The sequence below is a fragment of the Arenimonas alkanexedens genome, assembly GCF_054781355.1.
In genome coordinates, this window is sequence record NZ_BAAGUO010000001.1 from 748901 (window position 1) to 773064 (window position 24164).

Below are 24164 nucleotides of genomic sequence, written 5' to 3' on the forward strand. Positions count from 1 at the left end.
GGCGGGCAGGGGGTCCGGCGGTTCAGGCCGAGACGAGGGTGCCGAGATCGTCGCCCTGCAGGATCCGCATCAGCGCACCGGGCTGCATCATGTCGTAGATGCGCAGCGGCACGTGGTTGTCGCGGCACAGGGCGAAGGCGGCGGTGTCCATCACCTGCAGGTTGCGGGCGATCACTTCGTCGTAGGTCAGTCGGTCGATCTTCTTCGCGCCGGGATTCTTGCGGGGGTCGGAGTCGTAGATGCCGTCCACCTTGGTGGCCTTGAGCAGCAGGTCGGCGCCGATCTCGCTGGCGCGCAGGGCGGCCGCCGAGTCGGTGGTGAAGAAGGGGTTGCCGGTGCCGGCCGCGAACAGGGCGATGCGGCCCTTTTCCATGTGCCGGATCGCGCGGCGGCGGATGTAGTCCTCGCAGACCTCGTTGATCTTGATGGCGCTCATCACGCGGGCGAACCCGCCCTGCTTCTCGAGCGCATCGGCCATCGCCAGGGCGTTGATGACGGTGGCGAGCATGCCCATGTGGTCGCCGGTGACGCGGTCCATGCCGGCCGCCGCGAGACCGGCGCCGCGGAAGATGTTGCCGCCGCCGATCACGAGTCCGACTTCGGCGCCGGCGCGCTGCACCGCGACGATCTCGGCCGCCAGGTCGCTGATGACCACCGGATCGATGCCGTAGTCCACGTTCCCCATCAGCGCCTCGCCGGACAACTTGAGCAGGATGCGGCGGTACTTCAGCGGGGCGGTGCTCATGGGACTCTCCGGGGGCGGGCAAACGCTGGAATTCTAGCCGATTCGTGCCTTCGCCGGGGCCTGCGGCAGGGCAGGAAGGCCCGGATGAGCCGATTCATCGCCGTCCTGCGCCTCTAAGGGGAAGGGTGAAGCCGAGCGGTCGCCATTGACCGCAGGCCTTACCTGATGACATTCCACTTTCATGCCAGCACGCGGTTTTCGGGCGTCCATGCGCCCGGGGTCGCGTGTACAGGGGGCACCATGGATAGCGCTTTTTCCCGGCTCTTGCGCAGCTTGCGCATGCTTGCCGTGCTGTTGGCCTTGCTGGTGCCTGCCGTTGTCGCGGCGACTCCAGCGCCGCCTTTGCCCGTTACCACGCTTGAGGCGATCGCCGGGCCACCGGGCGCTACGCCGGTCACCGTTGGCGAGCCGTTCGAACTGGTCATCCTCAAACGTCGCAATGGCCAGCCGGTGACAGGCGAGAGCCTGGACTGGTCGCTGGAAGATCCAGACTCCGGCGAATTGGATGTACTCGACGAGGGCACGCGTGGCGGTACCGATGGCGTGGAGGCGGGTTCGGCGCGGGCGCGATTCACTCCTTGGCGTGCCGGCAACCACGGCATTCGCGTGCTTTCACTGGACGACCCCAGCTGCCAGGGCGCGGACTGCCGCCGGGTGGCGCATCGGTTCGTGGTGGCCGCTCAGGCAGTTCCAGCGCCGGGCGAGCCAACCGCGACCAAGGGCGGGCATCGCAACCTGATCCTGCTGGCCGGCGGCGTTGCCGGCGTGGCGGCGATCGCCAGCACTACCGGCTCCAGCGGCAGCGATGGATCGGCACGTACCCTGTCCATCCTTGCCGGCAACGGCCAGGGTGGCCTGGCCAATACGGCCTTGCCGCTGCCGCTGGTCGTGCTGGCGTTGGACGGCGGCCAGCCTGCCGGTGGTGTGAGCATCCAATGGGCGGTCAGCGGTGGTGCGACGATTTCCGCCGCCAGCGCCACGACGGGTGCCGACGGCCGTGCCAGCGTCAACGTCACCAACCTGGGCCCAGGGCCGGGCCCGGTGACGGTGACGGCTTCGCGGGCCGATCAGGCCAGTGCCAGCGTGCTGTTTACGCTGGCCATCAATATCGCGGCGCTGGAGAAAGTCTCCGGCGACAACCAGCCCACGCCCGTGGACACCACCACGGCGGCGCCGCTGGTGGTGCGCGCCATGCTCAACGGCGCGCCGCAGCCCGGCGTTGCCGTGCAGTGGGAAGTGCTCAGTGGCAACGGCGCGATCAGCGGTGCCAGCGCGGTGACCGATGCCAGTGGCATGGCGCAAGCCTTCGTGGACGTCGGTCCCTTCCCCGGTCCAGTGACGGTGCGCGCCAGTCGGGTGGACTCGCCGCTGCTGGCGCAATTGTTCACCGTGGATGCGCAGGAGCTGCGCGACATCGCGATCGTCAGCGGCGACGGCCAGAGCGGCGCACAGAACAGCGCCTTGCCGCTGCCGCTGGTGGTGCTTGCCAGCGATGGCGGGTTCGGCGACCCGGGCGTCACTATTTTCTGGTCCGCCAGCGGCGGCGCGCAGTTGAGTGCCGGCAGCTCTGTTACTGATGCCGGCGGCAGCGCCGATGTCACGGTCGTGAGCATGGGGCTGGGTCTTGCGCCGGTGACGGTCACGGCGTTCCGCGGTGACCAGCCGGCCTTGCAGGTCGAGTTCATGCTCAACGTGGCGCCGCCGTCGTTGGTGGTCGTGGCGGGGGATGGCCAGGCGGGCTTGTCGGGCCAGCAGGCCGGCACGCCCATGCAAGTGCTGCTGCTCGACGGTGCCGGCCAGCCGATGATGGGCCAGAGCGTGTCATGGACCGTGTTCTCGGGCTCGGCAACGCTCAATGCCCCGGTCACGGTCACCGACGGTGCCGGCACAGCCAGCGTCGGTTTCAGCTACGGGAGTTTCCCGGGCCCGGTCGTGATCCGCGCTTCGGTCTTCGCCAATGCGGTCAGCGTCACGGCGAATGCCCAGGGGCTGCCGCCGGGCAGCATTGCCGTCACCGGGGGTGACGGCCAGACCGGCAACCCCGGCGAATTGTTGCCGCTGCCGCTGGTAGTGCAGTTGGTGGATCCGGCGCCCGATCTCTCCGGGGTACCGGTCACCTTCACCGTGCTTTCGGGCAGCGCGACGCTGGCGCCCGCGGTGGTGCTTACCGACATCGCCGGACAGGCAAGCACCCAGGTCACATTGGGCCTGACGCCGGGGCCGGTCGTGGTCCAGGCCACGGCGCCCGGCGGGGTGGTGATCCAGTTCAATGCCAACGTGACCGGCACGCTGGTGGTCACCGGCATCTCCGCCGGCGGCGGCGATGCCCAGTCGCTGTCGCCCGGCGTGCCGTCGGCGCCGATGGTGATTGACTTGATCGGCAACGGCGTTCCCGTGGTCGGTGAAACGGTGGTGTGGAGCACCAGCGGCGGCACCTTGGCCAGTCCAACCACGGTCACCGATGCCAACGGACGCACCAGCAACACCGTCACGGTGACCGGCGCCGGAACGACGGTCGTCACGGCAAGCTTCCCGACCTTCGCCGCGTTTGTCGGCTCCACGATCACGTTCACGCATACCTCGGGCTTGGCGGCGCTTCCGGCGCTGTCCATCAATGAAGTGTCGGTGGCGGAAGCGTTGGACGCGGCCTGCGCCCTGCTGCAGGTGTCCGGCGGCCTGAGCCCGGACGAGCAGGATCTGCTGGAGCAATGCCTGGCCCTGACGGCCGCCTCGATCAGCGATCCGGCCGCCGTGGGCGAGGCCCTGACCGCGATGCTGCCCGACGTGGCCCAGACCCAGGCTGACGCCAGCCGCGCGGCCGTAGGGGCGCAGTTCGAGAACCTCAACGGACGCATGATCGGGCTGCGCAGCGGCGCACCGACCCCTTCGATTTCCTTCGCCGGGCTCACCCTCGCGCTGTCCGGCGGGCGCCTGCCGCTGGCCGAACTGGGCTCGGCGCTGATGGCGGTGGAAACGACGCCGGCAGAGGCGGGTAGTGGCTTCGGCAAGTGGGGCATGTTCGTGTCGGGCAACATCGGCCGCGGCGAGTTCGATCCCACCCAGCTCACGCCGCGCTATGACTACGACGTCGCCGGGCTCACCGCAGGCGTGGACTACCGGTGGAGCGATACGCTGGTGGTGGGCGTGGCGCTGGGCTACACCCAGCAGGATTCGCAGTTGGCCGGTGGCCTGGGCTCGGTGGAAATGCAGGGTTTCAGCCTTTCCGGCTACAGCACGTGGTACCGCGGCAACGATTGGTACCTCGACAGCGCCCTGACACTGGGCATCAATCGTTACGACCATGAGCGGAGCATTGCCTATGTGCTGCCGGGCGAGGTGGTGGACCAGACGGCCGTAGCCAGTTCGGACGGCAGCAACACCAGCGCCACGGTCACCTTCGGCCGGGACTTCTCGCTGCATGCCTGGAGCTTCGGCCTGTATGGCCGTGCTGCCTACAATCGCCTGGCTTTCGATGCCTTCGAGGAAGAAGTGGACGCTGGCCTCAACGGCAACGGGCTGGCGCTGCGGGTGGAAGCGCGGACGGTGACCGGGCTGTCGTCCACCTTGGGCGGCAAGGCGTCGTTTGCTTACAGCGCGTCGTGGGGCGTGCTGGTGCCGCAGCTGGAGGTGGAGTGGGTAAAGGAATACGGCAGCGACGCGGAGGCGTTCCGCGGCTACTTCGTGGATGACCCGACCGCCACGCCCATCCTGGTGCTGGGCGACGACCTGGACAGCAGCTACCTGCGGCTTGGCCTGGGCGTGTCCATGGTGCTCAGCCACGGGCGTTCGGGCTTCCTGACCTACGAACGCATCCTGGCCCGGTCAGGCATGTCCCAGGAAGGCGCAACCCTGGGCCTGCGCTGGGAATTCTGAAGCGGGCCATGAAAAAGGCCGCGGGTTGCCCCGCGGCCTTGATTTCAAAGCGGTGGTGATGGATCAGACCGCCATGGCCTTCGCGACTTCCGCCGCGTAATCCTCGACCACTTTCTCGATGCCTTCGCCGACGGCCAGGCGCTGGAAGCCGATCACTTCGGCACCGGCGGCCTTGAGCGTGGCTTCCACCGACAGGTCGGTGTTGAGCACGTAGGGCTGGCCGTACAGGGTCACCTCATTGACGATCTTTGCGACCTTGCCGCCAATGATCTTCTCGAGGATCTCGGCCGGCTTGGCGCGGTCCTTGTCCGACATCTTGGCCAGCTCGATTTCCTTTTCCTTGGCCAGGAAGTCGGCCGGCACGTCGGCTGCCTTGTTGTGGGGCGGGTTCATCGCCGCCACGTGCATGGCAATGCCGCGGGCCAGGTCGGCGTCGCCGCCCTTGAGCTCGACCAGCACGCCGATGCGGCCACCGTGGATGTAGGCGGCGACGTGGTTGGCGGTATCGACACGGGCCAGGCGGCGCACGTCGACCTTCTCGCCGACCTTGGCGATGACGGCGGCGCGGGCTTCTTCGACTGTCTCGCCCGAGGGCAGCTTGGCGGACTTCAGGGCGTCGGCATCGGCGGCGCCGGACACCAGCGCGGCTTGCGCGACGGCGGCGGTGAAGGCCAGGAAGTTGTCGTCCTTGGCCACGAAATCGGTCTCGGAGTTGATCTCGACCAGCACGGCCTTGCCGCCGTTCTGGGCGGCCACGATGCGGCCTTCGGCGGCGACGCGGTCAGCCTTCTTGTCGGCCTTGGCCAGGCCCGACTTGCGCAGCCACTCGGCGGCGGCGTCGATGTTGCCGGCGTTCTCGGTAAGGGCCTTCTTGCACTCCATCATGCCGGCGCCAGTGCGCTCGCGAAGGTCCTTGACCATCGATGCGGTGATTTCCATGGGGTTCTCCAGAATCAGTGGTGGCCGCGGCGACGCAGGGTCGCCTCGGCCTGAAATGGGCCGCGGCGCCTGATGGCGCCGCGGCATGACACATGACTTACTTGGCGGCGCGGGGCGCGCGCGGAGCGCGCTTGGCGTCGTCGCGCGGGGCGCGCGGAGCGGCCTTCTTCGCTTCCTTGGCGACCGGGTTGCCTTCGGCGTCGAGCTCGACGAACTCGTCGGCGGCGACGTGCGCCTGCGGCGAGGCAGCCTTGCCCTCGAGCACGGCGTCGGCCGCGGCGTGGACGTACAGCTGCACGGCGCGGATGGCGTCGTCATTGCCCGGGATGGCGTACTCGACCAGGTTGGGGTCGTAGTTGGTGTCGACCACCGCGATGACCGGAATGCCGAGCTTCTTGGCTTCCTGCACGGCGATGTTCTCGTGGCCGATGTCGATCACGAACAGCGCGTCCGGCAGACGGTTCATTTCCTTGATGCCGCCCAGCGAGGCTTCCAGCTTGTCGCGCTCGCGGCGCAGGCCCAGCACTTCGTGCTTGACCAGCTTCTCGAAGGTGCCGTCGGTCTCAGCGGACTCGAGCTCCTTGAGGCGGGCAACCGACTTCTTCACCGTGGCGAAGTTGGTCAGGGTGCCGCCGAGCCAGCGCATGCTCATGTACGGCTGGTTGCAGCGGATCGCCTCTTCCTTGATTGCATCACGCGCCGAGCGCTTGGTGCCGACGAACAGAATGGTGCCGCGCTTCTGGGCAATGCCCGAGATGAAGTTCATCGCGTCGGTGAACAGCGGAAGCGTCTTCTCGAGGTTGATGATGTGGATCTTGCCGCGGGCGCCGAAGATGTACGGGCCCATCTTGGGATTCCAGTAGCGGGTCTGGTGGCCGAAGTGCACGCCGGCTTCCAGCATCTGGCGCATGGTGACCTGAGTCATGGGTGTTTCCTTGAATAGGGAGCCGGCCGCACGCTGGCGGCTTCGGAGCTCCGGGGTTGGGCTTCCACCAGACTGCCGTCTCGAACCCCGGCCAGGTCTTGCGACCCGGGACCGAGGCACCCCGGGACGGGGGATGGCCTGGTGTGTGTATTCACCGGTGACGCCCGGCGTAGGCGGTTCGGGACGGATCGTGCCGGTGAATGGGACGAGTCGTTTCGAGCCGCGGGAGTATAGCCCGCTGGCCTAACCCCCCGCAAGTAATGGATAATCCCCCCATGAGAATCACCATCAAAACCCCCGAAGATATCGAGCGCATGCGCATCGCCGGCCGCCTGGCCGCCGAAGTGCTGCAGGTTGTCGGCCCCCACGTGAAGGCCGGCGTGACCACGGCCGAGCTGGACCGGATCTGCCATGACCACATCGTCGACGTGCAGAAGGCCATCCCGGCCAACGTGGGCTACAAGGGTTTCCCGGCCACGGTCTGCACCTCGGTCAACAACGTCATCTGCCACGGCATCCCGAGCGAATCGAAGGTGCTCAAGGACGGCGACATCATCAATATCGACGTCACCGTCATCAAGGACGGCTGGCACGGCGACACCAGCCGGATGTATTGCGTCGGCGAGCCCAGCGTCAAGGCCCGCCGCCTGGTGGACGTGACCCGCGAAGCCATGTTCCGCGGCATCCGGGTGGTCAAGCCCGGCGCCACCCTGGGCGACATCGGCCACGCCATCCAGAAGTACGCCGAGGGCGAGCGCTTCACGGTGGTGCGGGAGTACTGCGGCCACGGCATCGGGCAGATCTATCATGAAGACCCGCAGGTACTGCATTACGGCCAGCCGATGTCGGGCGTGGTGCTGCAAAAGGGCATGGTTTTCACCATTGAGCCCATGATCAACGAAGGCTCCCGCCACTCCAAGCTGCTCAACGACGGCTGGACCGTGGTGACGCGCGACAAATCACTGTCGGCCCAGTGGGAGCACACGGTGGCCGTCACCGACGACGGCGTCGAGATCCTGACCCGCCTGCCCGGCGACGACAACGACCTGTGACCGGGGCCGGCCAGTGAGCGCCGTCCCCACGCCCGATCCCAGCTTGGCCGCGGTCCTGGCCGAGGCCCAGGACGATGCCGCCTGGCGCGACGCGGCCAAGGCGGGCTTGATTGCTCGCCGCACCGATCTGCGCCGCCGCTTCGAAGCCGGCGAAGCCATCGATCGCCTGGTCAGCCTGTGCTGCGAGGCCAGCGACCTGGTCGTGAACTCGGCCTGGGGCCGCTGCCTGCCCGCGGACGCACCGCTGCAGCTGCTGGCCACCGGCGGCTATGGCCGCGCCGAGCTTTACCCTCAGTCGGATATTGATCTGCTGGTGCTGGGCGAGCCGGCCGCGCAGCGGTCGCACGAAGCCGCCATCGGCCATTTCTTCTCGCTGCTCTGGGACGCCGGCCTGGCCACCAGCCAGGCCGTGCGATCGCTTGCGCAATGCGTCGAAGCCGCTCGCGACGACATCACCGTGCTGACCTCGTTGATGGAATGCCGCGTCCTGGCGGGCGACCCGGACGCAGCCGCCAGCTTGGCCGCCGTGCTGGCACCGCCCGCGCTGTGGCCCCCGGCCGAGTACTTCGCCGCCAAGCGCGAGGAACAGCGCAGTCGCCGCGTCCGCTTCCACGACACCGCCCACAACCTCGAGCCCAATCTCAAGGAAGGACCCGGCGGGCTGCGCGATCTGCAGACCGTGACCTGGATGGGCATGCGCCTGTACGGCGTGCCGGGCCTGCGCGCGCTGGTGCCGCTGGGCCTGCTGGGCGAGGACGAATGCGCCAGCCTCGAGCGCGAATGGCGCCAGCTCGCGCGCCTGCGCTTCGGCCTGCACCTGCTGGCGGGACGGCGCGAAGAGCGGCTTGGCTTCGACCACCAGAAGACCCTGGCGGCCATGCTGGGCCTGAAGGACGAACACCGCGACAACCTGGCGGTGGAACAGATGATGCAGGCCTTCTTTCGCAGCGCCGCCACGGTGATGCGGATCAACGACCGCATGCTGCAGCGCTTCGAGGAGCAGCTTTCGGGCGAAGAGTCGGCGCAGCCGGTGACCGAGGGCTACGAGCTTCGCCATGGCTATCTCGCCATGCGCGAGCCCGATCAACTGCGCCAGGGCCTGGCGCCGATGCTGGCGCTGTTCGCGGCCTGGGACCAGTCGCCGCAGGCGCGCGGCCTGCATTCGGAGACGGCGCGCGCGCTGGGCGAGTCGCTGTCCGCAATCCGCCCCTGTGACGAGCAGCCGCCCGACGTGCGGCAACGCTTCATGACGCTGCTGGAATCTCCCCAGGCGGTGGCCACCCTGACCCGAATGGCGCGCCTGGGCGTGCTGGCGCGCTACCTGCCGGCTTTTGGCAGAGTCTCGGGGCGAATGCAGTACGACCTGTTCCATGTCTATACGGTGGACCAGCACACGCTAACCGTGCTGGCGCACATGGACGGCTTCGCGCGCCGCGCCGACGAACGTTTCGCGATCGCCCATGAAGTGCTCCCGCGCCTGCGCAAGCCGCACCTGTTGCTGCTGGCGGGTTTGTTTCATGACATCGCCAAGGGCCGTGGCGGCGATCATTCCGAACTGGGCGCGGTTGATGCGCACGATTTCGCGCGGATCCACGCGCTGCCCGCCGCCGATGGCGACCTGGTTGCCTGGCTGGTCGAACAGCACCTTTTGATGTCGGTGACGGCGCAGCGCCAGGACATCTCCGACCCCGAGGTGGTGGCGCGTTTCGCCAACAAAGTGGCCGACCGCGAACACCTCGATTATCTGTACCTGCTGACCTGTGCCGACATCGCCGGCACCAGCCCAAAACTTTGGAACGCCTGGAAGGATCGCCTGCTGGCCGATCTGTACTCCGCCACGCGCTTCGCGCTGCGCCGCGGCCTGGAGAATCCGGTGCACGCCAACGAGATCATGGCCGAGACCCGCGCCAAGGCGATGGAGCGGTTGCTGAGCGAAGGTTTGGACGAGGTGACGGTCGAGCGCATCTGGGCCGCCTATCCCGATGTCGGCTTCCTGCGCTACCGACCCGAACAAATCGCCTGGCAGACGCGCGGCATCGCCGAAGCCGATGCCAGCGACACCCTGGTGCTGGTGCGGCCGCACCTGCAGCCAGGCGGCCTGGAGGTCTTCGTGCGCGCACTCGATCGCGACGGACTGTTTGCCGCCCTGGTCGCCACGCTCGACCGCCTGGGTCTGAACGTGCTCGAGGCGCGCGTGCTCAATTCAAGCGACGGCCACGCGCTGGATACGTTCCAGCTGATCGCGCCGCAGGGCATCGCGCCGGAAACCGGCACAGTGGTGGCGGCGATCAAAGCCGCGCTGCGCGATCCGGCGCGGGTGCGGCCGGTGCGCCGTGCGGCGCCGCGCCAGCTGCGCCACTTCCGGGTGCCGGTGCGCGTCACCTTCGATACCGTGGCAGACGGCCGCCGCACCCGCATGAGCCTGGTCTGCACCGACCAGCCGGGGCTGCTGGCCGGCGTGGCCCAGGTGCTGCGCCAGCACCGCCTGCGCGTGCACGACGCGCGCATCGCCACCTTCGGCGCCAAGGTCGAGGATTTTTTCCTGCTCACCGACGAGCGCGACCGCGCCGTCGAAGACCAGGCCCTGTTGGACAAGCTGAGCCAGGCCATCGTGGCCTGCGTCGACGGAGAGACGGACCATGGCAAGTAAGAAGCCCGGCATTGAAGAGCTGCAGGCGATCATCGAGGACGCCTTCGAGCGCCGCGCGACGCTGAGCGCGGCCGAGATCGAGGGCTCCACGCGCCCGGCGGTGGAGGAAGCGATCGCCCTGCTTGAGTCCGGCAAGGCGCGCGTCGCGGCGCCGGTCGGCAAAGGCTGGGAAGTGAACCAATGGCTCAAGAAGGCCGTGCTGCTTTACTTCCGCGTCAACGACATGCAGTTGGTGGAAAGCTATCCGGCGCCTTTCTGGGACAAGGTGCCGCTGCGCTTCGAAGGTTTCGACGAAGCAGACTTCCAGAAGCTCGGTGCGCGCATCGTGCCGGGAGCGATCGTTCGCGCCGGAGCCCATGTCGGCAAGGACGTGGTGCTGATGCCCAGCTTCGTGAACATCGGCGCCCACGTCGGCGCCGGCACCATGGTCGATACCTGGGCCACGGTCGGCAGCTGCGCCCAGATCGGCAAGAACTGCCATCTGTCCGGCGGCGCAGGCATCGGCGGCGTGCTCGAGCCGCTGCAGGCCAGCCCGACGATCATTGAGGACGGCTGCTTCATCGGCGCACGCGCCGAAGTGGTCGAAGGCGTCGTGGTCGAGAAGGGCAGCGTGATCGGCATGGGCGTGTTCATCGGCCAGAGCACGCGCATCTACAACCGCGCCACCGGTGAGATCAGCTATGGCCGCGTGCCGGCCGGTAGCGTCGTGGTCTCGGGTTCGCTGCCTTCGGCCGACGGCAAGTACTCGCTGTACTGCGCCGTGATCGTGAAGCAGGTGGATGCCAAGACCCGCGCCAAGACTTCGGTGAACGAACTGCTGCGCGGGGCGGTGGAATGATTGCCGTCTACGGCCTGGACACCTGCGACACCTGCAAGAAGGCGCGCAACTGGCTCAAGCGCTTCGATATCGCGCATGACTTCGTCGACTACCGCACGAACCGCGTGCCGGCCGAGACGCTCAAGGCCTGGGCGGCGCAGCTGGGGGGATGGGACAAGCTCATCAACCGTGCGTCCACCACCTGGCGGCAGCTGCCGGAGACGCGCAAGTCGCCGGCGTCCGACCCGGAGTGGACGCTGCTCATCAAGGAGCACCCCGCGCTGGTGAAGCGCCCGGTGCTGGTGACCGACGACGGTACGGTCAGCGTAGGATTCACCGACAACGGCTGGAAGCTTCGATTCGGGATCAAGAAATGAGCGACGTGCTGAGCTTGGCCCAGGACCTGATCGCGCGGCCATCGGTGACGCCCGATGACGCCGGCTGCCAGGCGCTGATCTCGGAGCGTCTGAAGCGCGCGGGCTTTCGCTGCGAGCAGATCGACTTCGGCGCGGTGAAGAACCTCTGGGCCAGCCATGGCGATGGCGGCGAGGTGCTGTGCTTCCTGGGCCACACCGACGTGGTGCCGCCCGGACCGCGCGAGGCCTGGGACAGCGATCCATTCACGCCCACGATTCGCGATGGCTACCTCTACGGCCGCGGCGCGGCCGACATGAAAGGCAGCGTGGCGGCCTTCGTGCTCGCGCTTGAGCAATTTGTGGCCGCGCATCCGGACCATCCGGGCACGGTGGCGATGCTGCTGACCTCGGACGAGGAGGGCGACGCCATCGACGGCGTGCGCCGGGTCGCCGAGCATTTCCGCGCCACCGGCCGGCGCATCGATTTTTGTGTCACCGGCGAGCCGTCCTCGAAGGAAGTGCTGGGCGACCTGCTGCGCGTCGGCCGTCGCGGCACGCTCTCGGGCACGCTGATCGTGCAGGGCATCCAGGGCCACGTGGCCTACCCGGAAAAAGCCCGCAATCCCATCCATCAGGCGATGCCGGCGCTGGCCGAACTGTGCGCCCGGGCCTGGGATACCGGTTATCCGGAGTTCCCGGCGTCAAGCTTCCAGATATCGAACATCCATTCGGGCACCGGCGCCAACAACGTCATTCCGGGTCACTGCGAGGTGGTGTTCAACTTCCGCTACAACCCGGGCTGGTCGGCCGAGGCGCTGGAGCGTGAAGTGCATACGGTGCTCGATCGCCACGGCCTGCAGTACGAGCTGCGCTGGCACCGCGGCGGCGAACCTTTCCTGACCGGCGAAGGCCGGCTGCGCGCCGCCGTGCGCGCGGTCTTGCAGGAGCAGTGCGGAACGACGCCGGATGAAAACACCGGCGGCGGCACCTCGGACGCCCGCTTCATCGCGCCCCTGGGCGCCGAGGTGGTGGAGGTGGGTCCAGTGAACGCCACCATCCACAAGGTCAACGAGCGTGTCGCCGTGGCCGAGCTCGAGCGCCTCCCCGCGCTTTACCGAGCCATTGCCGAGCGTCTGCTGTCCCGCTGACCCCCGCTTACCGCCCTCCCATGCTCAGGCGGCCTGGTTGAACCAGGCTTGTTCGGCAGCCACGGTGGGCTTGTGGTCCTTGAGCTCGCGCAGGATGCCCAGCACCTCGCGGTGCACGGCCACCAGACCCTCATGGGGGGCGCCGCGGGTCTCGTGGTAAACCACCGCCAGCCACAGCGCGATGCTGCGCTGGCGCAGCTGGATCGAGCGGTCCTTGGCGCGCGCCGCGGCGATCGCCGCCACCGGCGTCCAGGGACGATAGGGCGTGGTGTCGTTGTCGCCGTGCAGGTGCGGCAGCGGCAGGCGCGAGGCGGCCTGGATTTCGGCGAGCGTGATGTCGGTGGTTTGCTTGCGCTGGTCGGCGTTCATGGCCGACACGGCTTGGCGAACGATCACGGCCTGGCGCGCCAGCATGTGCCGACGCCACTGTGTCAGAAGAACGATCAGGAACTGCATTTAAATCCACCTCGCCGTTCAAAGAATCGGTAAGGCGAACCGCTCCCCCTGACGGCGATCCACCCGTCGCTGCGACGGCGGAGCTTGCCGGGCAGTGGACCGTTTATGGCCCATTTCGTGACGCCTGTCAGCTTTTTGTCACCGAAACGTGAACTTGTTCACATTTTTTAGTCCGCCTGGCTCGGCTGGAGCCGCAGGCTGTGCGCGGCGGCGCCCGGCAGGAAAGGCGTCGGCTCGCCCCGCACCCAGGCCTCGTGGCCCGCGCCCCAGAACGGCGACAGCGGGTGGCCACTCTGGCCGCCGGGCATGTGGCCGAAACCTTCGGCCTCGCGACCGGGCGAGACGACCATGCGCTGGCTGGCGCCGAAGCCGGGCGACTGCACCAGCGGCATGTGGCCGTCGCCGCGCAGCGCTTCGGACGGCATGCACAGGGCGCCGCGCAGCAAGCCGGGCAGGGCGCCCGCCAGCGGGTGGCAGATGCGCGCGGTGTTGCGTTCGCCCCAGCGGCGCTGGTCCAGCGGACCCGCGGATTCGAGCTGGGTGCGCAGCTCGCGGGCGGCATCGGCCAGCAGGGCGTCCCAGCTCTCGAAACGACGCGGCAGCAAATGCGCCGGCCGCGACTGCAGCAGCGGCCAGGCCACCGATTCGATCTGGGGCAGATCGGGCATGACGAAGTCTTCGCCGAGCGCGACCTGGGCCGGCGCGGTGAGCCCGTTCTGGATGCGTTCGATCACGCCCAGGCGCCAGCCGCGCACCAGTCGGTAGCTGACGCTGTCGACGCTGGCGCGGCCGTTCCAGTCGGCCGCCGCCGCGGCCAGGGCCTGAAGGTCTTGATCGCCGCTGCGTGCGGCTTCGTCGATCAGCAGCTGGTGCCAGCGGGCCAGAAACAGCGCGCGATCATCGAGCTGCAGGGCCAGCAGGTCGGATTCGGACAGGGTCGGCTTCGACTGCAGGACATCGCGGATCTGCTTCGCCCGCGCGCCGTTGGCGTAGCCGCCGTCACCGACCAGGTCCAGCGCGGCGCCGTCGACCACGCGGGCATTGGCGGTCCACAGGATGCCGTCGGCCGGGTCCACCCGGCTCGGGTTCTCGGTCGGCGGCAGCCAGCCGGTCCAGCGGCAGGCCTGGTCGACCTGCAGCGGCGCTTTCGGCGCACAGTCGCCGGCGCGCTCGGGCATCTGTGCGGTCAGGCGCCAGGCGATGCGGCCGCTGCGGTCGGCCATCATCAGGTTCTGGGCCGGGATGCCGGCGGTATCGGCTACCGCCAGGCCTTCGTCGAGACCGCCGACGTGGGCCAGGTCGGCCAGGCCGAAGTTGAGCGAGCCGGGCAGCTGTGCCGTCCAGCGCAGGGCGAGCGCGCTGCCGTCGGGCAGCTCGCGGGTGATCGGGCCCCAGCGGGTTTCGCGCACGATCAGCTCGACCGGGTCGCCGCCTTTGACCTGAATCCATTCGCTGTCCACCCGCAGCGCGGCGACGCCGTCGGGGACGCGGTACTTGCGCTTTTCCGTGTCGGTGAACTCGACCCGATAGAAATCCAGCCAGTCGCCGTAGCTGTTGGTGAAGCCCCAGGCCACGTGGGTATTGCTGCCGACGATCACCGCCGGGATACCGGGCAGGGTGAAGCCGCTGACGTCGACCCGGCCGCCGGGTGCGCGCGTGTCGGGGTAAATCAGGCGGGCGCGGAACCAGAGGTTCGGGGCGCCCAGGCCCAGGTGCATGTCGTTGGCGACGATGGCGCGACCGTCGGCCGTACGCGAGCCGGCCACCGCGAAGTTGTTGCTGCCCGGCGCCGCGGGTTCGGAAACGGCGTAGTCATCGCCGTTGTCCGGCGTGGGCAGGGCGCGCAAGTCGAGCAGCTCGGGACCGGGCAGGACGGCATTGCCGCGGGCCTCGCCGAACAGCGGCGCGTCCCACTCGCTGCCGTCGATAGCGATCAGGTCGTACAGCGGCGCCGGCACCACTTCGCGGATACGCCAGAGCGCCAGCTCGCGGGAGTTACTCTCGTCCTGCAGGTCGAAGAACATCGCATAGCCCGCCAGTGCGGTGTCCGGCACCGTCCACGGCTCCGGATCGGCCTGCAGCAGCAGGTAGGGCCAGGGCTTGCGGTCGAGGGCCAGCAGGCCGTCGTTGACGCCGTCGCGGTAGGCCTCGAGCACCGGCAGGCGGTCGCCGGCGATGGTGCGCAGGGACTCATCGATGCGCGCGCGCAGACGATGCACGCGAACCTGCTTGTCGCGCTCCAATGCCAGCGAGCCGAACAAGGCCGAGAGTTCACCCGCTGCCGAGCGGCGCAGCAGGTCCATTTCGAAATAGCGCTCCTGCGCGTGCAGGAAGCCCAGTGCGCGGGCGGCATCGGCCTCGTTCGCCGCCTCCACGGTGGCCACGCCCAGTGCGTCGCGGGTCACCGTCACCGGCGCCGACAGGCCGTCCAGCGCCAGCTCGCCGTCGAGCGTGGCCAGGCTGCCGCGCGCCAGCCACCAGGCGACGCCCGCCATCAGCAAGGCGAGGATCAGCAGGACCAGCAGCAGGCGGGAGAAGACGCGGAGGGCTTTGCGCATGGCGGGGAGGGGGCAGTGAGTGACCGACCCCCAGCATGGCTCAAGTCTGCCCGCCGTTCATCCCCTCTCGTTTCTGCCTCAGAAGCTGGAGCCGGGCTTGGCCAGGAAGGCGATCTCTTCATGCGTCGAGTCGCGGCCGAGGATGGCATTGCGGTGGGGATAGCGGCCGAATTGACCGACGATGGCCTTGTGCCGCAGTTCGAAGTCCAGGTTTGCCGGCGGCGCATGTTCGCGGTAAAGGGTTTCGGCCAGGACGTGGATGGCGCGCGATTCGCTGTGCATGAAGGACATCATCAAGAAGTTGCATTCGACCGCCGAAAGCGCGTCGAGCGCGCAGTGTGGCGTCGAAGGCCGGATCGACCGACCACCAGCGCGCCGGCTCGATTTGCTCGAACTAGAACGAAAGAACGGTTTGCGGCGTCATGCGATCAGTAGCGGCCTTACCGGTCGCCGTGGTTGATATGCCCCTGGGCAGCCGTCGAAGGCAGATCCGCGGACCGGCTGTCGCTCAGGCGCCCGCTCAGACCCCGCGGCTGCGCATGGTCAGGCCCTTGAGGAAGTTCCGCAGCAGCTGGTCGCCGCAGGCGCGGTAGTTCTTGTGGCCGGGCTGGCGGAAGAAAGCGGACAGCTCCGGCTTCGACACCGGGTGGCCGGCGTCCTCGAAGGCCTGGTGCATGTCCACGTCCTTGAGCTCGAAGGCCACGCGCAGCTTCTTGAGCACGAGGTTGTTGGTGATGCGCTTTTCCACAGGGCGCGCCGGCAGGGCCGGATTGACGCCGCGGTAGTGGATCACCAGCCCGTCCAGGAAATGTGCCAGCACAACGTCCGGGCACTCCTCGAAGCCCTCCTCGCCCTCGCGGGTGAGGTAGGCCGCGACGTCTTCGCGCACCAGGTCGAAGCTGGGGTCGGCCAGCTTGGCGGTTTCGATGATGGTGGCATCGGCCAGGTCGAGCATGAAGCGGATGCTGCGCAGGACGTCGTTGTTGATCATCGCGGGTTCGGCCAAGGGGAGCGCCGCTGCCGGCGAGGCCCGCAGGATACCAGCCCGCCCCGGCTCAGTCCGAAGCCAATGGGCGCGGTTTCACGGCGCGGCCGCGGTGTCCGCGCGTCCCTGCACCACCGGATAGCCCAGGCTCACCCAGCCCTGGATGCCCTCCCAAAGCACGGCGGTGTTCGGCACGCCGGCCTCGCGCAGCTTGCGCACCACCGACTCGGCGGCGGCGCGGGGGCATTCGCAGTAGGCGACGATCCAGGTGCCGTCGGTGGGCAGGTTGGCCATCACCTCTTCGCGGCTGGCGTAGTAGGGGCCGGGGACCGCGCCTTCGATATGGGCGCGCTCCCACATCGAGGTGACGCGGGTGTCGAGCAGCACCATGCGCTTGCGCGCCTTGAGCTCGCGGTCGAGTTCAGCCGAGCTGACGTACATGCCGTCGGTGAGCGTGAACTCTGGCGCGGCGGCCTCCGGATTGATCACGTAGGCGTCCAGCGGCGGCGGCGCATGCAGTCGGGGCGCCGGCACTTCCCAGCCGGCGCTGCGGCTGCGCAGGAAGGCGGTGACGCCGTCGATCTGGGTCGGGCTGAGTACATCCTTGAAGGCGACCATCGGCGTGCCCTGGCGGCCGTTCTCGATGGCGTGGCGCAGGAAGCCGTCGGGCGTCAGCGCGAGCATGGTGGCGTTGCCGAGCGCGGTGCCGGTACCGCCTTCGCCCTGGGCGCCGTGGCAGCTGGCGCAATGCTGGCCATAGACCTCCGCACCCAGCGCGATGTCGCCGGAGACGGCGGTGGCTAGCGTGGCGGGTTCGGTGGGCGCCATTTCCAGCAGCCAGCGCGTGAGCTGGCTGATGTCCTGCCGCGTCAATGGGCCGCCGATCTCGACGTGGTAGCCACCCATCGGCGTTCCGGGTCGGCCGTAGGCGATCGCCTCGCGGATCACGACGGGAAAACCCGAGCCCAGCAAGGACGCCGATCGCAGCGAAGGCGCGTGGTCGTTGGCATGGCCGGCGCGATCGGGTCCGTGGCAGAGCGCGCAGTACTGCTGGTAGCGCGCCGCGGCCGCCTCGCTCTCCTCCGGAGTGAGCGGGGGAGGGCCCTCTTGCGCGGCTACCGGCTGCGGCGTCAACAGCGCCAGTGCGAGGAAGGCGGCGAACGGGAGGGCGGTAGCGGGCAGGCGCATGGTCGACTCCAGAAGGGACGTCCCAACTATAACGCCGGTCGGCCAGCAGGTCGGCCGGCTGAGGCCGCAGGTTCTCTGTCACCCGGCTTGATACACGCGCCACCGAGGACGAGCAGGCAGCGCCAGGCCTGAAACGGGTCCTGGCTCACTCACTGGGTCGCGCATGCCGTGTAACCTGCCGAGCCACTGGCTTGGAGCACCCAAGAGATGATCTGTAAAACCCAGCGTGTGAGCGGGCGTTGAGCCAGTCATCACCCTTCGCCGGCGTGGATGCCAAGGCCTTTGCGGCCGAGGTCGATGCCTTGCACAAGCGGCTGAAGGCCGATCTTGGCGATGCCGACCGCCTGCACCTGTTGAAGATGTCGCGCTGGGCGCGCGTCTGCACCGTGCTGGGCTACGCCGTCGCGTGGATCATGCCCAATCCCTTCTCCGCCCTGCTGATGGGCCTGGGCAACATGGGCCGCTGGGCCTGCGTCACCCATCCGGTGATGCACCGCGGTTACGACGCGGTGCCTGGCATGCCGGCCCGCCTCACCAGCAAGCACTTCGCGAGGGGCTGGCGCCGCTACCTGGACTGGCTCGACTGGCTGCATCCCGACGCCTGGGCGCACGAGCACAACGAACTGCACCATTACCACACCGGTCAGCAGCGCGATCCGGACCTGGTCGAGCGAAACGCTTGGTTCATCCGGCACCGCGCGGTGCCGCGACCGGTGAAGGGCCTGTTGATCATCCTGTTGATGATGACCTGGAAGCTGAGCTACTACGCGCCCAATACCTTCTTCGCGCTCAAGCAGCACCGGAAGATCCGCGCCCAGTCGGCCGCACAGGCGAATACCGATCCGCTGCCGAACATGGGCGACGTGAAGTGCTGGGTCATTCCCGGCGAAAAAGTGATGCTGCCGGTCACGGCCTGGGGCGCGGAGTTCTGGCTCCGCTGCGTGCTGCCTTACGGCCTGGTTCGCTTCGGCATAGTTCCCGCGCTGTTCCTGCCGCTCGGCATGGGCGCCTGGCTGGCGGTGCTGGTGAATTCACTGTTGGCCGAAGTAGTCGCCAACGTCATCACCTTCGTCACCATCGCGCCCAACCACACCGGCGACGACATCCATCGCTTCGACACCGGCCCCCGCAGCCGCGGCGAGTTCTACCTGCAGCAGTGCGCCGGCTCGGTTAACTACCCGGGCGGCACCGACCTCCAGGACTACCTGCAGGGCTATCTGAATTACCAGATCGAGCATCACGTCTGGCCGGACCTGCCTCTGCTCAAGTACCGGCAGGCGGCGCCTGAGCTCAAGGCCATCTGCCGCAAGCACGGCGTGCCCTACATCGAGGAAAGCGTTTTCAAACGCTTCGGCCGGCTGTGGTCGATCATGATGGGTGATACCAACATGCTGCGCACTGGCGCGCCGGCACCCGCGGCAGGCTAGTCTTTACGGACGAAGCCGGACTTGAGCTTCATCGGACCGATGCCCTCGATGCGGCAGTCGATGTCGTGGTCGCCGTCGACCAGGCGGATGTTGCGGACCTTGGTGCCGATCTTCACCACCGAGGACGAGCCCTTGATCTTGAGGTCCTTGATGACGGTGACCGTATCGCCATCGGCGAGTGCGTTGCCGTTGGCGTCGCGCACGATCTTCACTTCCTCACTGGTTTCGGTCGCTTCGCCCGGCGACCACTCGTGGCCGCACTCGGGACAGACCAGCTGGGCGCCGTCTTCGTAGGTGTAGACCGACGCGCAGGCGGGGCAGGGAGGCAGGGTGCTCATGCGCCCACTTCGACCCGGTCCACCTTGGTGAAGCCGCGCGGCAGCAGGTTGCCGCGGCTGGCGCGGCTGCCCTCGTAGGCCTGCAGGTCGCGCCAGCCCAGCACCAGTTTCTGGCGGCCGGAGTAGACGGTCAGTTCGCCGCCCTGCTTGACACTGGCGACGGCAACCACTTTTTCCTCGCCCGACTTGAGCCTGGCCGGCGGAATCTGCACCAGCTTGTTGCCCTTGCCCTTGTCGAGCTCGGGCAGTTCGCTGATCGGGAAGGCCAGCAGGTGGCCGGCGCTGGTGATGCTGACGATCCAGTCGGTCTTGGCGTCCACCACCGGCACCGGGGCCAGGATGTCAGCGGCAGCGTCGGCGTTGATCAGTGCCTTACCGGCTTTGTTGCGACCGGTGAAGTTTTCGAACCGGGTGACGAAGCCATAGCCCCAGCTCGAGGCCACGACGAAACGCGCTTCGTTTTCCGCGGCCGCGAGGCCGACGAAGCTGGCGCCTGCGGGCGGCGCGAAACGGCCGCTGAGCGGCTCGCCGTTGCCGCGCGCGCTGGGCAAGGTGTGCGCCAGCGTCGAGTAGCTGCGGCCGCTGGAGTCCAGGAAGGCTACTTGCTGGGTGCTGCGGCTGCGCACGGCCTGCAGCAGGCCGTCGCCGTCGCGATAGCTCAGTGCGGCGGCCTCGACATCGTGGCCCTTGGCGCTGCGGACCCAGCCTTTCTTCGACAGCACCACGGTCACCGGCTCGCTTGGCACCAGATCGGTTTCACTGATGGCCTGGGCGGCGTCGCGCTGCACCAGCGGCGAGCGGCGGGCGTCGCCGAACTTCTTGGCGTCGGCCAGCAGCTCGTCCTTGACCTGCTTCTTGAGCTTGGCCTTGGACTCGAGGATGCCCGTGATCTTCTCGGCTTCCTTGGCTAGGTCGTCCTGCTCGCCGCGGATCTTCATTTCCTCGAGGCGCGCGAGCTGCTTGAGCTTGGTCTCGAGGATGTACTCGGCCTGGTCTTCGTCGAGCTTGAAGCGCGCCATCAGCACGGGCTTGGGCTCGTCCTCGGTGCGGATGATGCGGATGACTTCGTCGAGGTTGAGGAAGGCAACCAGCAGCGCCTCGAGCATGTGCAGGCGGCGCTCGACGCGGTCGAGGCGATGGCGCAGGCGGCGGGCGACGGTGTCGGTGCGGAACAGCAGCCACTCGGCCAGGAAGGCCTTGAGGTTCTTGACCTGCGGCCGGCCGTCCAGACCAATGATGTTAAAATTGACCCGGAAGCTCTTTTCCAAGTCGGTGGTGGCGAACAGATGCCCCATCAGGGTCTCGGCGTCCACCCGGTTGCTGCGCGGGACCATCACCAGGCGCACCGGGTTCTCGTGGTCGGACTCGTCGCGCAGGTCCTCGAGCCAGGGCAGCTTCTTGGCGCGCATCTGCATCGCCACCTGCTCCATGATCTTCGACGGCGAGACCTGGTAGGGCAGCGCGGTGATGACGATGTTGGCGTTCTCGCGGGCCCAGGTGGCGCGGGCGCGAACGCTGCCGTGGCCGGTTTCGTAAATCTGCACGAGGTCGGCGGCCGGGGTGATGATCTCGGCCGTGGTCGGGTAGTCAGGACCGCGCACGTGTTCGCACAGGTCACGCACGCTGGCATCAGGATCGTCGAGCAGGCGGATGGCCGCGCTGACCACTTCGTTGAGGTTGTGCGGCGGGATGTCGGTGGCCATGCCGACGGCGATGCCGGTGGTGCCGTTGAGCAGCAGGTGCGGCAGGCGCGCAGGCAGCCAACTGGGTTCCTGCAGGGTGCCGTCGAAGTTGGGCACCCAATCGGCGGTGCCCTGCGCCAGTTCGCCCAGCAGCACTTCAGCGATCGGGGTGAGCTTGGACTCGGTGTAGCGCATGGCCGCGAACGACTTCGGGTCGTCGGTGGAACCGAAGTTGCCCTGGCCTTCGATCAGCGGATAGCGATACGAGAACGGCTGGGCCATCAGCACCAGGGCCTCGTAGCAGGCGCTGTCGCCGTGCGGGTGGAACTTGCCGATCACGTCGCCGACGGTGCGCGCACTTTTCTTGGGCTTGGCGGTCGCGCCCAGGCCCAGTTCGCTCATGGCGTAGATGATGCGGCGCTGCACCGGTTTGAGGCCGTCGCCGAGGAAGGGCAGGGCGCGGTCGAGCACCACGTACATCGAATAGTCGAGGTAGGCGCGCTCGGCGTACTCGCGCAAAGGGATCTGCTCAAAGCCGTGGAACGTGGGGCGGGCTGGTTCGGTCATGCGGGGGTCAGGCTCGGGCGGACTACGATGTCGCCATTCTACCGGCCCACGGGCCATAGGATGCCCCTGTCGCATCGAGGAGCAAGCATATGAGCTGGTTGGGAATTTTCATGGTGGTGCTGGGCCTGGTGCTGGCCTGGAAGATCACGGCTTTCGTACTCAGGCTGGTGTTCGTGGGGATTGTCGTCATCGGGCTGTACCTCGCCCTTGGCCCCGTGCTGGGCGCCGGCTAGCGGGCTCAGTCGGCCAGCGCCTCACCCCAGTGGCGCGCGCGGCGGCTTTCGCTTGGCGTCGTGTCACCGGGTGCATCCACCTGGACGCGGTTGCGGCCGCCTCGTTTGGCGGCGTAAAGCGCGGTGTCGGCGCGGTGGAACAGGGATTCGGGGTCGTAGCCGCAGGAACGGTCGCTGGTGGCGACGCCGACGCTGATCGAAAGGCCGGGGGTATCCGCTGCTGGGGTGGGTGCGCGCCAGGCCACGTCGAAACGGATCTGTTCGGCCAGAGCTTCGGCCGTCGGCAGGTCCATGCCTTCGCAGGCAATCAGGAACTCGTCGCCGCCAAAGCGTCCCAGCAGGTCGTCGCTGCGCAGCTTTGCGCGGGCGATGCCGGTGACCAGGCGCAGGGCGTCGTCGCCCGCCAGATGCCCGTGCTGGTCGTTGATGGCTTTGAAGTTATCCAGATCGAAAACCAGCAGCGCGACGCTGCGCCCATGATGGTTGGCGTGTACCAGCAGCGCGGACAATTCGCCGGCAAAGGCGCCTCGGGTCAGGCAGCCCGTGAGCGGGTCCAGCGTCACCTGTTGGCGAAGGCGTTCGGATTTCGACTGCAGGTCCGTATGCGCTGACTCCAGCTCGCGCTGCCGTTCGCTGATCCGTTCCTTCTCTTGATGCGTGTGCCGAAGTCGCCGCACCGTCCGCACCAGGCCCCAGGCCAGCAGCAGCGCGAGCACGGCCAGGCCGGCCATCAGCGACGGCGATACGCCGGGCTCGCCTGACACCGGCACGACGGTATCGGTCGGCGGGCGGGCTGCGGTTGGCGTGGGCGCGCGTGCCAGGGTCAGTAGCCGCTCGCGCGCCTGGGCCAGCTCGGCGGGTGCACTGTCTTGTGCCAAACGACCCAGCCGCCCCGGGCCGGCGATACGCTGCTGCGCTTCGCGGGCGAGGCGGCTGAAGCGCAGGGCCTCGGCTGGCTGCCCGAGCCCGGCCAGCGCCTTTTCCATTTCCAGCGCGCCGTCGCTGCGGTAGCGATCGTTGTTCGTGGCTTCGCCAATTGCGACTACTTCCTCGGCCAGTACCTTCGATTCGGCGTGGCGACCCATCTCGTTGTAGGTCGAGGACACGGCGAGCAGGGCATCACCAACCATGGCGGCTTCGCCGACCTGGCGTGCCAGCGCCAGCGCGGCAATGCCTTCCTCCAGGCCCTCCTCATTTCGCTCCAGCAGGGTCAAGAGCTTGCCGCGTTCGGTGCGACCCATGGCTTGGCCCGGCACGCTGCCGTTGGCGACCATGATGGCAAGCGCGGCATCAATATCCGCCAGCCCCTGCTCGGGCTGGCCGCGCATGCGATGGACCATGGCGCGATTATTCAAATTCAACCCGCGCGGGAAGAAGTTGGGGGTGTCGGGAAGCAGCTCCAGCGCTTTGTCCAGGCTGGTCTCGGCCGCCTCGTAGTCTTCCAGATTCATGAAAAGGCGGCCGATCGAGAAATAGCTCTCGGACAGGTCCATGGGGCTGCCCACGCCCTGCATTTTCGCCAGTCCATCCACCTGCAGCGTGATCGCCGACGCATAGCGGCCGCGGTTGTCCATCAGCCGACCCAGGCCACGCAAGGCACGCGCTTCGCCCGGCAAGTCGCCGATGTCGCGGTAGCCGGCGAGCGCGGTGCGCAGGTATCCCTCGGCCTCGTCGTAGTTATTGGCGAAGACCGCGAGGGTGCCCATGTCCAGGGTGGAGCGGATTTCCTCGCGGCGCAGGCCAAAACGACGCGCTGCGTCGCGAGCGCGTCGCTCGGCGTCCATGGCCAAGGCAAAGTCGCCCGTTCGGTAGCCCAGGTTGCTCAGCTGCGAAAGAGCGTTCGCCCACAGTCGCGGGTCACCGGTTTGCAGGCCGGCGCGTGCGGCCGCTTGCCAGTGCACGATGGCGCGGCCAGGATCCGGGGCGGCCACGTATATTTGGCCGATCGCGCGGTGCATCCGACGTTCGCCGTCGGGTCCGCTGGCCGTGGCCAACAGCTGCAGCCAGGGACGTGCGGCATCCAGCCCGGACAGGACGGCCTCGCGAACTTCTGGCGGCGGCGGGACCGCTTCTTGCGCAAGCAGCGCAGTTGGTGCCAGCGCCAAGCAAAGCAGGGCGGCGTGACGGCGAGTAATTGGCCAGCGGAAAACGGGGGGCATGAGATGAGGCCGGGGCGCGGATGAACCGACGATACCCCGGCGCATGGCGAAGGCCAAGCCGACCAG

Annotated in this window: 19 protein-coding genes and 1 pseudogene; 9 read left to right on the top strand and 11 right to left on the bottom strand. The window is 68.0% G+C overall.

The features are described from left to right. Positions 1–22 precede the first annotated feature (22 nt). Positions 23–745 (bottom strand): UMP kinase, encoded by a 723-nt coding sequence (pyrH, locus tag ACYVGY_RS03510; RefSeq protein ID WP_460456078.1) that lies wholly within the window; start codon positions 743–745, stop codon positions 23–25. Positions 746–985: 240 nt separating this feature from the next. On the opposite strand from pyrH, the gene ACYVGY_RS03515 reads away from it, so the two are divergent. After that, on the top strand, positions 986–4618 hold the full coding sequence (locus ACYVGY_RS03515) for an autotransporter domain-containing protein (protein WP_460456079.1): 3633 nt from the start codon (positions 986–988) through the stop codon (positions 4616–4618). Positions 4619–4681: 63 nt separating this feature from the next. On the opposite strand, the gene tsf is transcribed toward ACYVGY_RS03515, so the two are convergent. Together tsf and rpsB are read right to left on the bottom strand one after the other, a co-directional pair. Beyond that, the gene (gene tsf / locus ACYVGY_RS03520) at positions 4682–5557 is read right to left on the bottom strand and encodes a translation elongation factor Ts (protein WP_460456080.1); all 876 of its coding nucleotides are present in this window, start codon (positions 5555–5557) and stop codon (positions 4682–4684) included. Positions 5558–5654: 97 nt separating this feature from the next. After that, positions 5655–6482, bottom strand: a complete 828-nt coding sequence (gene rpsB, locus ACYVGY_RS03525) for a 30S ribosomal protein S2 (RefSeq protein ID WP_460456081.1) — start codon at positions 6480–6482, stop codon at positions 5655–5657. A 275-nt stretch (positions 6483–6757) separates the two neighbouring features. On the opposite strand from rpsB, the gene map reads away from it, so the two are divergent. From map to dapE, 5 genes and pseudogenes are all read left to right on the top strand, one after another. After that, a complete protein-coding gene (gene map, locus ACYVGY_RS03530; RefSeq protein ID WP_460456082.1) occupies positions 6758–7534 on the top strand; it encodes a type I methionyl aminopeptidase in 777 nt (258 codons plus the stop codon). 13 nt (positions 7535–7547) lie between these two features. Then, positions 7548–10184 carry a [protein-PII] uridylyltransferase gene (gene glnD / locus ACYVGY_RS03535; RefSeq protein WP_460456083.1) on the top strand — a complete coding sequence of 879 codons (2637 nt, stop codon included), beginning with the start codon at positions 7548–7550 and terminating at the stop codon, positions 10182–10184. 16 nt (positions 10185–10200) lie between these two features. Further along, positions 10201–11022 (top strand): annotated as a pseudogene (dapD, locus tag ACYVGY_RS03540) (2,3,4,5-tetrahydropyridine-2,6-dicarboxylate N-succinyltransferase); the annotation flags it as partial. Beyond that, the gene (locus tag ACYVGY_RS03545; protein WP_460456084.1) at positions 11019–11378 is read left to right on the top strand and encodes a Spx/MgsR family RNA polymerase-binding regulatory protein; all 360 of its coding nucleotides are present in this window, start codon (positions 11019–11021) and stop codon (positions 11376–11378) included. The pseudogene dapD and the gene ACYVGY_RS03545, both read left to right, overlap by 4 nt. After that, a complete protein-coding gene (dapE, locus tag ACYVGY_RS03550; RefSeq protein WP_460456085.1) occupies positions 11375–12505 on the top strand; it encodes a succinyl-diaminopimelate desuccinylase in 1131 nt (376 codons plus the stop codon). The genes ACYVGY_RS03545 and dapE overlap by 4 nt, the downstream gene beginning before the upstream one ends. Before the next feature lie 24 nt (positions 12506–12529). Here dapE and ACYVGY_RS03555 read toward each other — a convergent pair whose 3' ends face one another. From ACYVGY_RS03555 to ACYVGY_RS03565, 3 genes are all read right to left on the bottom strand, one after another. Next, on the bottom strand, positions 12530–12961 hold the full coding sequence (locus ACYVGY_RS03555; protein WP_460456086.1) for a hypothetical protein: 432 nt from the start codon (positions 12959–12961) through the stop codon (positions 12530–12532). A 167-nt stretch (positions 12962–13128) separates the two neighbouring features. After that, on the bottom strand, positions 13129–15519 hold the full coding sequence (locus ACYVGY_RS03560; RefSeq protein ID WP_460456087.1) for a penicillin acylase family protein: 2391 nt from the start codon (positions 15517–15519) through the stop codon (positions 13129–13131). A gap of 78 nt (positions 15520–15597) precedes the next feature. Continuing rightward, positions 15598–15801, bottom strand: a complete 204-nt coding sequence (locus ACYVGY_RS03565) for a DUF924 family protein (RefSeq protein ID WP_460456088.1) — start codon at positions 15799–15801, stop codon at positions 15598–15600. Here ACYVGY_RS03565 and ACYVGY_RS03570 point away from each other — a divergent pair. After that, a complete protein-coding gene (locus tag ACYVGY_RS03570) occupies positions 15800–15979 on the top strand; it encodes a hypothetical protein (protein WP_460456089.1) in 180 nt (59 codons plus the stop codon). The genes ACYVGY_RS03565 and ACYVGY_RS03570 overlap by 2 nt on opposite strands. 60 nt (positions 15980–16039) lie before the next feature. On the opposite strand, the gene ACYVGY_RS03575 is transcribed toward ACYVGY_RS03570, so the two are convergent. Further along, positions 16040–16510: a YehS family protein gene (locus tag ACYVGY_RS03575; RefSeq protein ID WP_460456090.1), complete on the bottom strand. Its 471-nt coding sequence runs from the start codon at positions 16508–16510 to the stop codon at positions 16040–16042. A gap of 90 nt (positions 16511–16600) precedes the next feature. Next, positions 16601–17692: a c-type cytochrome gene (locus ACYVGY_RS03580; RefSeq protein ID WP_460456091.1), complete on the bottom strand. Its 1092-nt coding sequence runs from the start codon at positions 17690–17692 to the stop codon at positions 16601–16603. 239 nt (positions 17693–17931) lie between these two features. Between ACYVGY_RS03580 and ACYVGY_RS03585 the strand changes: the two genes are divergently transcribed. Beyond that, entirely contained in the window at positions 17932–19119 is a 1188-nt protein-coding gene (locus ACYVGY_RS03585) for a fatty acid desaturase family protein (protein WP_460456092.1), read from the top strand. Here ACYVGY_RS03585 and ACYVGY_RS03590 read toward each other — a convergent pair. After that, positions 19116–19457, bottom strand: a complete 342-nt coding sequence (locus ACYVGY_RS03590; RefSeq protein ID WP_460456093.1) for a zinc ribbon domain-containing protein YjdM — start codon at positions 19455–19457, stop codon at positions 19116–19118. The two genes, ACYVGY_RS03585 and ACYVGY_RS03590, sit on opposite strands and share 4 nt — an antisense overlap. Next, positions 19454–21706 (bottom strand): DNA topoisomerase IV subunit A, encoded by a 2253-nt coding sequence (parC, locus tag ACYVGY_RS03595; RefSeq protein ID WP_460456094.1) that lies wholly within the window; start codon positions 21704–21706, stop codon positions 19454–19456. The genes ACYVGY_RS03590 and parC overlap by 4 nt, the downstream gene beginning before the upstream one ends. Before the next feature lie 89 nt (positions 21707–21795). On the opposite strand from parC, the gene ACYVGY_RS03600 reads away from it, so the two are divergent. After that, positions 21796–21939, top strand: coding sequence for a hypothetical protein (locus tag ACYVGY_RS03600; RefSeq protein WP_460456095.1), 144 nt, complete (start codon positions 21796–21798; stop codon positions 21937–21939). A 5-nt stretch (positions 21940–21944) separates the two neighbouring features. Here the strand turns inward: ACYVGY_RS03600 and ACYVGY_RS03605 are convergent, their stop codons facing one another. Further along, positions 21945–24098 carry a tetratricopeptide repeat-containing diguanylate cyclase gene (locus ACYVGY_RS03605; RefSeq protein ID WP_460456096.1) on the bottom strand — a complete coding sequence of 718 codons (2154 nt, stop codon included), beginning with the start codon at positions 24096–24098 and terminating at the stop codon, positions 21945–21947. Positions 24099–24164: the final 66 nt, after the last annotated feature.

Excerpts from the sequence above, each read along its gene's own strand:
- pyrH (WP_460456078.1), bottom strand. The coding sequence starts at position 745 with ATGAGCACCGCCCCGCTGAAGTACCGCCGCATCCTGCTCAAGTTGTCC.
- ACYVGY_RS03515 (WP_460456079.1), top strand. The coding sequence starts at position 986 with ATGGATAGCGCTTTTTCCCGGCTCTTGCGCAGCTTGCGCATGCTTGCC.
- tsf (WP_460456080.1), bottom strand. The coding sequence starts at position 5,557 with ATGGAAATCACCGCATCGATGGTCAAGGACCTTCGCGAGCGCACTGGC.
- rpsB (WP_460456081.1), bottom strand. The coding sequence starts at position 6,482 with ATGACTCAGGTCACCATGCGCCAGATGCTGGAAGCCGGCGTGCACTTC.
- map (WP_460456082.1), top strand. The coding sequence starts at position 6,758 with ATGAGAATCACCATCAAAACCCCCGAAGATATCGAGCGCATGCGCATC.
- ACYVGY_RS03545 (WP_460456084.1), top strand. The coding sequence starts at position 11,019 with ATGATTGCCGTCTACGGCCTGGACACCTGCGACACCTGCAAGAAGGCG.
- dapE (WP_460456085.1), top strand. The coding sequence starts at position 11,375 with ATGAGCGACGTGCTGAGCTTGGCCCAGGACCTGATCGCGCGGCCATCG.
- ACYVGY_RS03555 (WP_460456086.1), bottom strand. The coding sequence starts at position 12,961 with ATGCAGTTCCTGATCGTTCTTCTGACACAGTGGCGTCGGCACATGCTG.
- ACYVGY_RS03560 (WP_460456087.1), bottom strand. The coding sequence starts at position 15,519 with ATGCGCAAAGCCCTCCGCGTCTTCTCCCGCCTGCTGCTGGTCCTGCTG.
- ACYVGY_RS03570 (WP_460456089.1), top strand. The coding sequence starts at position 15,800 with ATGAAGGACATCATCAAGAAGTTGCATTCGACCGCCGAAAGCGCGTCG.
- ACYVGY_RS03565 (WP_460456088.1), bottom strand. The coding sequence starts at position 15,801 with ATGCACAGCGAATCGCGCGCCATCCACGTCCTGGCCGAAACCCTTTAC.
- ACYVGY_RS03575 (WP_460456090.1), bottom strand. The coding sequence starts at position 16,510 with ATGATCAACAACGACGTCCTGCGCAGCATCCGCTTCATGCTCGACCTG.
- ACYVGY_RS03580 (WP_460456091.1), bottom strand. The coding sequence starts at position 17,692 with ATGCGCCTGCCCGCTACCGCCCTCCCGTTCGCCGCCTTCCTCGCACTG.
- ACYVGY_RS03590 (WP_460456093.1), bottom strand. The coding sequence starts at position 19,457 with ATGAGCACCCTGCCTCCCTGCCCCGCCTGCGCGTCGGTCTACACCTAC.
- parC (WP_460456094.1), bottom strand. The coding sequence starts at position 21,706 with ATGACCGAACCAGCCCGCCCCACGTTCCACGGCTTTGAGCAGATCCCT.
- ACYVGY_RS03600 (WP_460456095.1), top strand. The coding sequence starts at position 21,796 with ATGAGCTGGTTGGGAATTTTCATGGTGGTGCTGGGCCTGGTGCTGGCC.
- ACYVGY_RS03605 (WP_460456096.1), bottom strand. The coding sequence starts at position 24,098 with ATGCCCCCCGTTTTCCGCTGGCCAATTACTCGCCGTCACGCCGCCCTG.